3 protein-coding genes and 1 pseudogene are annotated in these 5,923 nt (G+C 69.8%); 3 read left to right on the top strand and 1 reads right to left on the bottom strand.

The genetic code is table 11. The features are described 5' to 3' along the window. The 3 genes and pseudogenes from ACTS11_RS18635 to ACTS11_RS18625 all read left to right on the top strand — a co-directional run. Positions 1-707 (top strand): annotated as a pseudogene (locus ACTS11_RS18635) (antifreeze protein); the annotation flags it as partial. Further along, positions 704-3,649, top strand: a complete 2,946-nt coding sequence (locus tag ACTS11_RS18630) for an alginate lyase family protein (RefSeq protein WP_442641786.1) — start codon at positions 704-706, stop codon at positions 3,647-3,649. The pseudogene ACTS11_RS18635 and the gene ACTS11_RS18630, both read left to right, overlap by 4 nt. Positions 3,650-3,832: 183 nt before the next feature. Further along, complete coding sequence (locus ACTS11_RS18625) at positions 3,833-4,708, top strand: VPLPA-CTERM sorting domain-containing protein (RefSeq protein WP_442641785.1); 876 nt, start codon at positions 3,833-3,835, stop codon at positions 4,706-4,708. 68 nt (positions 4,709-4,776) lie between these two features. On the opposite strand, the gene ACTS11_RS18620 is transcribed toward ACTS11_RS18625, so the two are convergent. Continuing rightward, on the bottom strand, positions 4,777-5,742 hold the full coding sequence (locus ACTS11_RS18620) for an NAD(P)-dependent oxidoreductase (protein ID WP_442641784.1): 966 nt from the start codon (positions 5,740-5,742) through the stop codon (positions 4,777-4,779). Between the last annotated feature and the right edge of the window lie 181 nt (positions 5,743-5,923).

The following is a 5,923-nucleotide window of genomic DNA, read 5'->3' as shown; positions in this document are numbered from 1 at the left end:
CCTCGCCCGGCTCGATGATGCAGTCGAAGAACCGCGCGTTGCCGAGCCAGGGCGAGGTCGCGGGGGCGCTCGACACGGGCTCGACCGCGGGACGCCGCCACGAGGTCGTGCAGGTGCCGCCGATCCGCCTCCTCGACGCGGACGAGCTTCTCGGCCGGGCCGAGGCGCGCGCCGCGCTCGGCCTCGCGGAGGAAGGGCAGGCGGTGCTGATCCAGCCGGGGTCGGGCGGCAACCGCGACGTGGTCGATCTCACCGACCGGATCGTCACCGCCCTCGCGCGGTTCGAGGGCGTGCAGGTCGTGGTCGCGGAGTGGTCGAACGGCGCGATCCCGCTGCCGCGCTGGCCGGGCGTGCGCATCCTGCGCGGCTATCCGATCAGCCGCTACTTCAACGCGTTCGACTTCTCGGTCGCCGCCGCGGGATACAACACCTATCACGAGGTGCTCGCCTTCGGCCTGCCGTCGATCTTCGTCGCGAACCGCCATCCCTCGATGGACGACCAGGGCGCGCGCGCGGAGTTCGCGCAGGAGCGCATGGCCGGCTTCGACCTGACCGACGAGGAGATGCACCTCCTGCCGACGCTCTGCCGGGCGCTGCTGACGCCCGAGACGAATGCCGTGATCCGCAAGGCCTGCGCGGAGCTGCAAACGGAGAACGGGGCGCAGGCGGCCGCGGACATCGTCCGGCGCATGGCGGGGGCGGCATGACGGGGACAAGGGATTCGGGCCACGGGAACGGCGGCCAGGGAAACGGCGGCCAGGGCGGCGGCGGACCCAGCGTCGGGGCGCAGTTCTACCGCATCGCCGAGATCCACGACCGGCTCGACGCCGAGGCGGGGCGTGCCGGACCGATCGAGGTCCTCTGGACGACGGACCGCGTCCCCGAGCCCGCCCCCCGGCCGGACGCTCCTCCGGGCGTCCTGGCGGGCTGGCCCGCGCCGCGGCCGCCCTCCGGTTTCCTGCGGCCGCGGCCCGGTCACGCCGCGCCCGACCTGCCGACCGGCGCAGGCGTCGTCTTCGTCACGCTCTTCGACCTGCCGCCCGAGCGGGTCGCCGCCACCGTTCGCCTCGTCGAGCGGCAGGTCGTCATGTCGCGGAGCCTCCGGCCGCTGTTCCTGACCGATTGCCCCGACACGCGGGCGATCCGGCACGCCGGCTTCACGCACGAATACTTCCCCCGCGCGATCTACGGGGCAGAGGAGGACGCCGCGCTCTTCGAGCGGCGCTTTCGTATGCTCTGGCGCAAGTGGCGCGGCGTCCGGCTGATCGACTTCAGTCCCTCGGGCTTCCTCGCGCGGAGGATCGAGGACATCGGCGCCTTCATCGACCCGCCGCAGCCGGTGCGCGGCGCCTACAGCCCCCGTGTGCGCATCCCGCCGCCGGCGCGGCGTCCGGCGACCGACATCGTGGCGCTCCGCGCCGAGTATCGCGTCGCGGGCCTCGACCGCGAGCCGGACACCTTCGTGCTCTACCGCATCCTCGGCAACGACCTGCCGCCGCGCCACGAGACCGGCCAGACGCTGTCGAACCTGCGCTTCATGCTCGACCACGAGCCCGAGCTTCCCGGCTGCGAGAAGCGCTGGGTGGTCAACCGCATCTTCGATCCCGACGAGGAGGCGAAGGTCATCGCGCTGCTGGAGGAGCGGGGGCAGTCCTTCCTGCACATTCCCTTCGTGCTCGAGGACTACGCGCAAGCGGGCTGGGACCTGGAGGGTTTCCCCGAGCCCGCCTTCTTCCTGCGCGGGCGCTACCACGACATGACGCCCTACGACCAGTCGCGGGCCGAGGCGCATCTGCGGCGGCACAAGAACAACTACGCGATCAACAACAACGGCGCGCGGAACGCCGCGCTCCGCGACGGCAAGGGGCGGGCGAAGTGGGTTCTGCCCTGGGACGGCAACTGCTTCCTGACCGAGGGCGCCTGGGCCGAGATCGTCGCGGCCGTGAAGGCGCGCCCCTACCTCAAGTACTTCACCGTGCCGATGTCGCGGACGCTCGAGAACACGGACCTGCTCGATCCCGCCTATCGGCCCGCGGCGGCCGAGGAGCCGCAGATCCTGTTCCGGCGCGACAGTGCCGAGGAATTCGACGAGCGTTTCAACTACGGAAGGCGGCCCAAGGTCGAACTCTTCCTGCGGCTCGGCATTCCCGGCACTTGGGACGGCTGGCCGGACGATGTCTGGGACATGGCACGCGCGCCGCTCTCCGAGGATGCGGGCTCCGCCGGAGAGGCGGGGTGGGTCGCGCGCCTCTTCTCGGGGCATGCAAAGCTCGAGGCCGACAAGGTCACGGGGCTGCGGGGGCGGGGCGAGGCCCGCCTCGAGGCGATCACCGCGCTGCTCGACCGGCTCGACATCGAGGCCATGTCGCTGACCTACGCGCCCGGCAACCTCGTGCAGTACGACGCCGCGCGCATCGCCGCACTCGCCGAGGCCGGGCGGGATACGCCGGAGCGCGCCATGCTGGACCGCCTGGTTCTCGAGGCCGAACTGGCGCTCGAGCGCGGGCCCTGGTCGGTGGTCGACAAGACCTCGCTGCCGCCGAGCGGCGACCGGCACGACTATTACCACCCCGCGCCCTACTGGTGGCCCAACCCGGCGACGCCCTCGGGGATGCCCTACGTCTTCCGCGACGGCGAGCGCATTCCCGGCACGCGGCTCTACGAGCCGGACAGCGACCGCTACGACCGCACGCGCCTGCAACGGATGTTCGACGACACGACGACCCTTGCGCTGGCCTGGCTCGCGACGGGCGAGGAGCGCTATGCCGGTCATGCCGCGCGCCTGGTGCGGACCTGGTTCCTCGACCCCGGAACGCGGATGAACCCGCACCTGCGCTATGCGCAGGTCCGGTCGCTCGGGCCGGACGACGTGGGCGCGAAGTCCGGCGTCATCGAGATGAAGGACCTCTACTATTTCCTCGACGCCGTGCGTGTCCTGGAGCGGGCGGATGCGCTGTCGGTGGAGGAGCGGGAGGGATTCCGGGCCTGGCTGGCCGAATATCTCGACTGGCTCCTGACGAGCGAGCAGGGCCAGCAGGAGAGGCTTTCGCAGAACAACCACGGCGTCTGCTACGATCTTCAGACCGCCTCGATCGCCGCCTTCCTCGGCGATGCCGCGCTGCTCGGGCGCACCTTCCTGACCAGCCGCGAGCGCATCCTCGAGCAGTTCGAGCCCGACGGGCGGCAGCCCCACGAGATGGTGCGCACGATGACGGCGCATTACTGCTGCTTCAACCTGCAGAGCTGGGTCAATCTCGCGACGCTGGCGGAGGCCTGCGGCCAGGACCTCTGGTCCTTCGAGGGGCAGGACGGGCGAGGCCTCGCGCGGGCCTTCTCATGGCTCCTGCCGCACATGGCCGGGGACCACTGGCCCTACGAGCAGATCGAACCCTTCGACCGGGAGCGGTTCCTGCCGCTTCACTTCGCAGCTGCCGAGCGCGTGGTCCCGGTCGATGGCGCGCGCCGCGCCGATCCGATGCAGGCGCCTGCGGTCTTCTTCCCCCACGACGGGATCAGGCCCTTCTGGTCCCTCGGACCTGCGCCACGCGCCCGGCCCGGCACGCAGGCCTGGCAGGAGGTGGCGGACGTGTTTACGGGGCTGGAAGACGCTGCGCTCGGCCTCATGCACGGGACACCCGTCGCCCCCTAGGCAGCCCAGCCCAGCCAGATGGCGCAGGCCTTCCCGTTGATCCGGACGGGTTTCTCCGAGGTCGCCGCAAAATTGTTGCGAAACCTGAAACATGGCAACAATGCGGCAAAGAAGTGTTTGCTTCGCCACAATCGGAGACGTTATACTGCGCCCATAGACCGTGTTGTTGCGTGAATCGCTTCGGTGCGGATCAAGGAATACGATTGTGCCTTCAGCGGGCACATTTTCAGGCAGAGCAGGGTCCGTAACGACGGCCACCGTATTGAGGAGACGCAGCATATGAACTTCGCGAAACTGGCGGCATCAGCATTGTTTCTCGCACTGGGAACGGCATCCGCCAACGCCGTTTCGATCACCTTCGAAGAGTTCACCGCCGCCGGCTTCAGCGCCGCGACGGAGAATGCGGTGGTCGAGGACTTCGAGAACGCGACGAACCAGAACCGGAGCTTCGCCGGCATCCCGCCGCGGAACCTCGCCGGAAACCAGTACGGCGAACTGGACGATTTCGGTTACATGTCGCCGCTTGTCGGCAACTTCCGGTCGATCGGTGGCGTCGGCACCGGCACGACCTGCGCCAACCTGCTCGACCTCGGGCCGGCGGGCTGCAACCAGATCGCGCTCCAGTACGACCCGGGCATCAACGGCCAGCTCAACATCCTGCCCGAGAACGGGTTCTGGTCGCTGAACTCGGCCGACACGCTCGGCATCCGCTGGCGTGCGCAGCTTCAGGGCGGCGGCCTCTTCAACCGCCTGGCCTTCGCGATAGACGATCCGGCGGACGCCGGACAGAAGATTCTCGATATCTTCGTGGACGGCGCCTTGGTTCTGACGCGGACGAACCTGCCCGACGCGGCACGCTGGCTCGCGGTCATCGACTTCGACACGCCCGTCGATCTCGCCCTGATCGACATCCGCACGTCGGAGCGCGACGGCTTCACGCTGGACGGCGCGTCGATTTCGGCCGCCAACATCGCGCCGGTCCCGCTCCCGGCGTCTGGCCTGCTGCTGCTCGGCGGCCTCGGTCTGATGCTCGTGGCACGGCGCCGCACGTCCGCCTGACGGACCCGAACCAGACAGACGACGCGCCGTCCGGACCGATCCGGGCGGCGCGTTTCGATTTCGGGGGGCTACTCGGCGGCGCTGGCCCGGGCGGAGGGGCGCAGGATTTCGTAGCCTTCCTCCTCCGGCTCGTCGTCGACGAGTTCCGTGGGGAAACCGTCCGCCAGGATGCTGAGGCCCGTCGCCTCCTCCAGCCGCTCGATGATCCGGTCGGACTGCGCCCGCTCGCCGTAGCGGCTTTGCCCGTCCGACATGATGTCGATGACCAGCGGCGAGACCTCGAGCGGCACGCCGTGCACGTCGGCGAGCTTCTGGAAGAGGCCGATGTCCTTCTGCACCAGGTCCATCGTGAAGTTCACGTCGCGCGAGCCCGAGAGGATCAGCTGGCTCTCCGTCTCGTGCACGAAGGAAGTGCCCGACGAGATCCGTATCGCCTCGTAGGTGGTGGCGAGGTCGAGGCCCGCGGCCTTCATCACCGTCAGCGCCTCGCAGAGCGAGACGAGATGCACCGTGGCGAGGTAATTCGTCATCACCTTCAGCTTCGAGGCGGTGCCGAGCTCGCCCGTGTGCAGGATGCGCCGGCCCATCCGCTTGAGGAGCGGCAGGACCGCCTCGACCGCCGGGCGGGGGCCGCCCGCGAAGATCGAGATGTTGCCGGTATCCGCCCGGTGGCAGCCGCCCGAGACCGGGCATTCCACCGCGATGCCGCCCGTCGCCTCCACCAGCGCGCCGATGCGCAGGATCTCGTCGGCGTCGGTCGTCGACATCTCCATCCAGATCTTGCCCGGCCCCGTTTCGGGCAGCATCTCGGCCAGGACGGCGGCCGAGGCGGCGGGCGAGGGCAGGCAGGTGATGACCACGTCGCAGTCCCGCATCATCGCGGCGGGGCTGCCGCCCGCGCGCGCGCCGCGCCCCACGAAGCGCGCCACGAGGCCCGCGTCGAGGTCGTGGACGCTGAGGTCGATGCCGTTGCGCAGGAGGCTCCCGGCGAGCTTGCCGCCGACGTTGCCGAGGCCGATGAAGCCCGTTTTCATGTGCGTTTTTCCTTGTCTGGGGCTCAGTCGCGGTAGTCCGGCTCGTCGCGGTCGAGCAGCGACTTGAGGTAGGCGAAGTGGGCGTCGGCCATACCGGCATAGGCCTTCCAGCCCTCCGCCGTGTGGGCCGCCACCGCGTCGGTCATCACCGCCAGCTGCTCGCCCGAGGCGCGGGCGAGCA

The sequence above is a fragment of the Roseicyclus sp. genome (genome assembly GCF_052168335.1).
GTDB lineage: Bacteria > Pseudomonadota > Alphaproteobacteria > Rhodobacterales > Rhodobacteraceae > Roseibacterium.
The sequence above is the reverse complement of the archived record's forward strand: the minus strand, read 5'-3'. Positions and strand labels throughout refer to the sequence as shown.

Coding starts and splice junctions, on each gene's coding strand:
- ACTS11_RS18620 (WP_442641784.1), bottom strand. CDS start 5,742: ATGAAAACGGGCTTCATCGGCCTCGGCAACGTCGGCGGCAAGCTCGCC.
- ACTS11_RS18630 (WP_442641786.1), top strand. CDS start 704: ATGACGGGGACAAGGGATTCGGGCCACGGGAACGGCGGCCAGGGAAAC.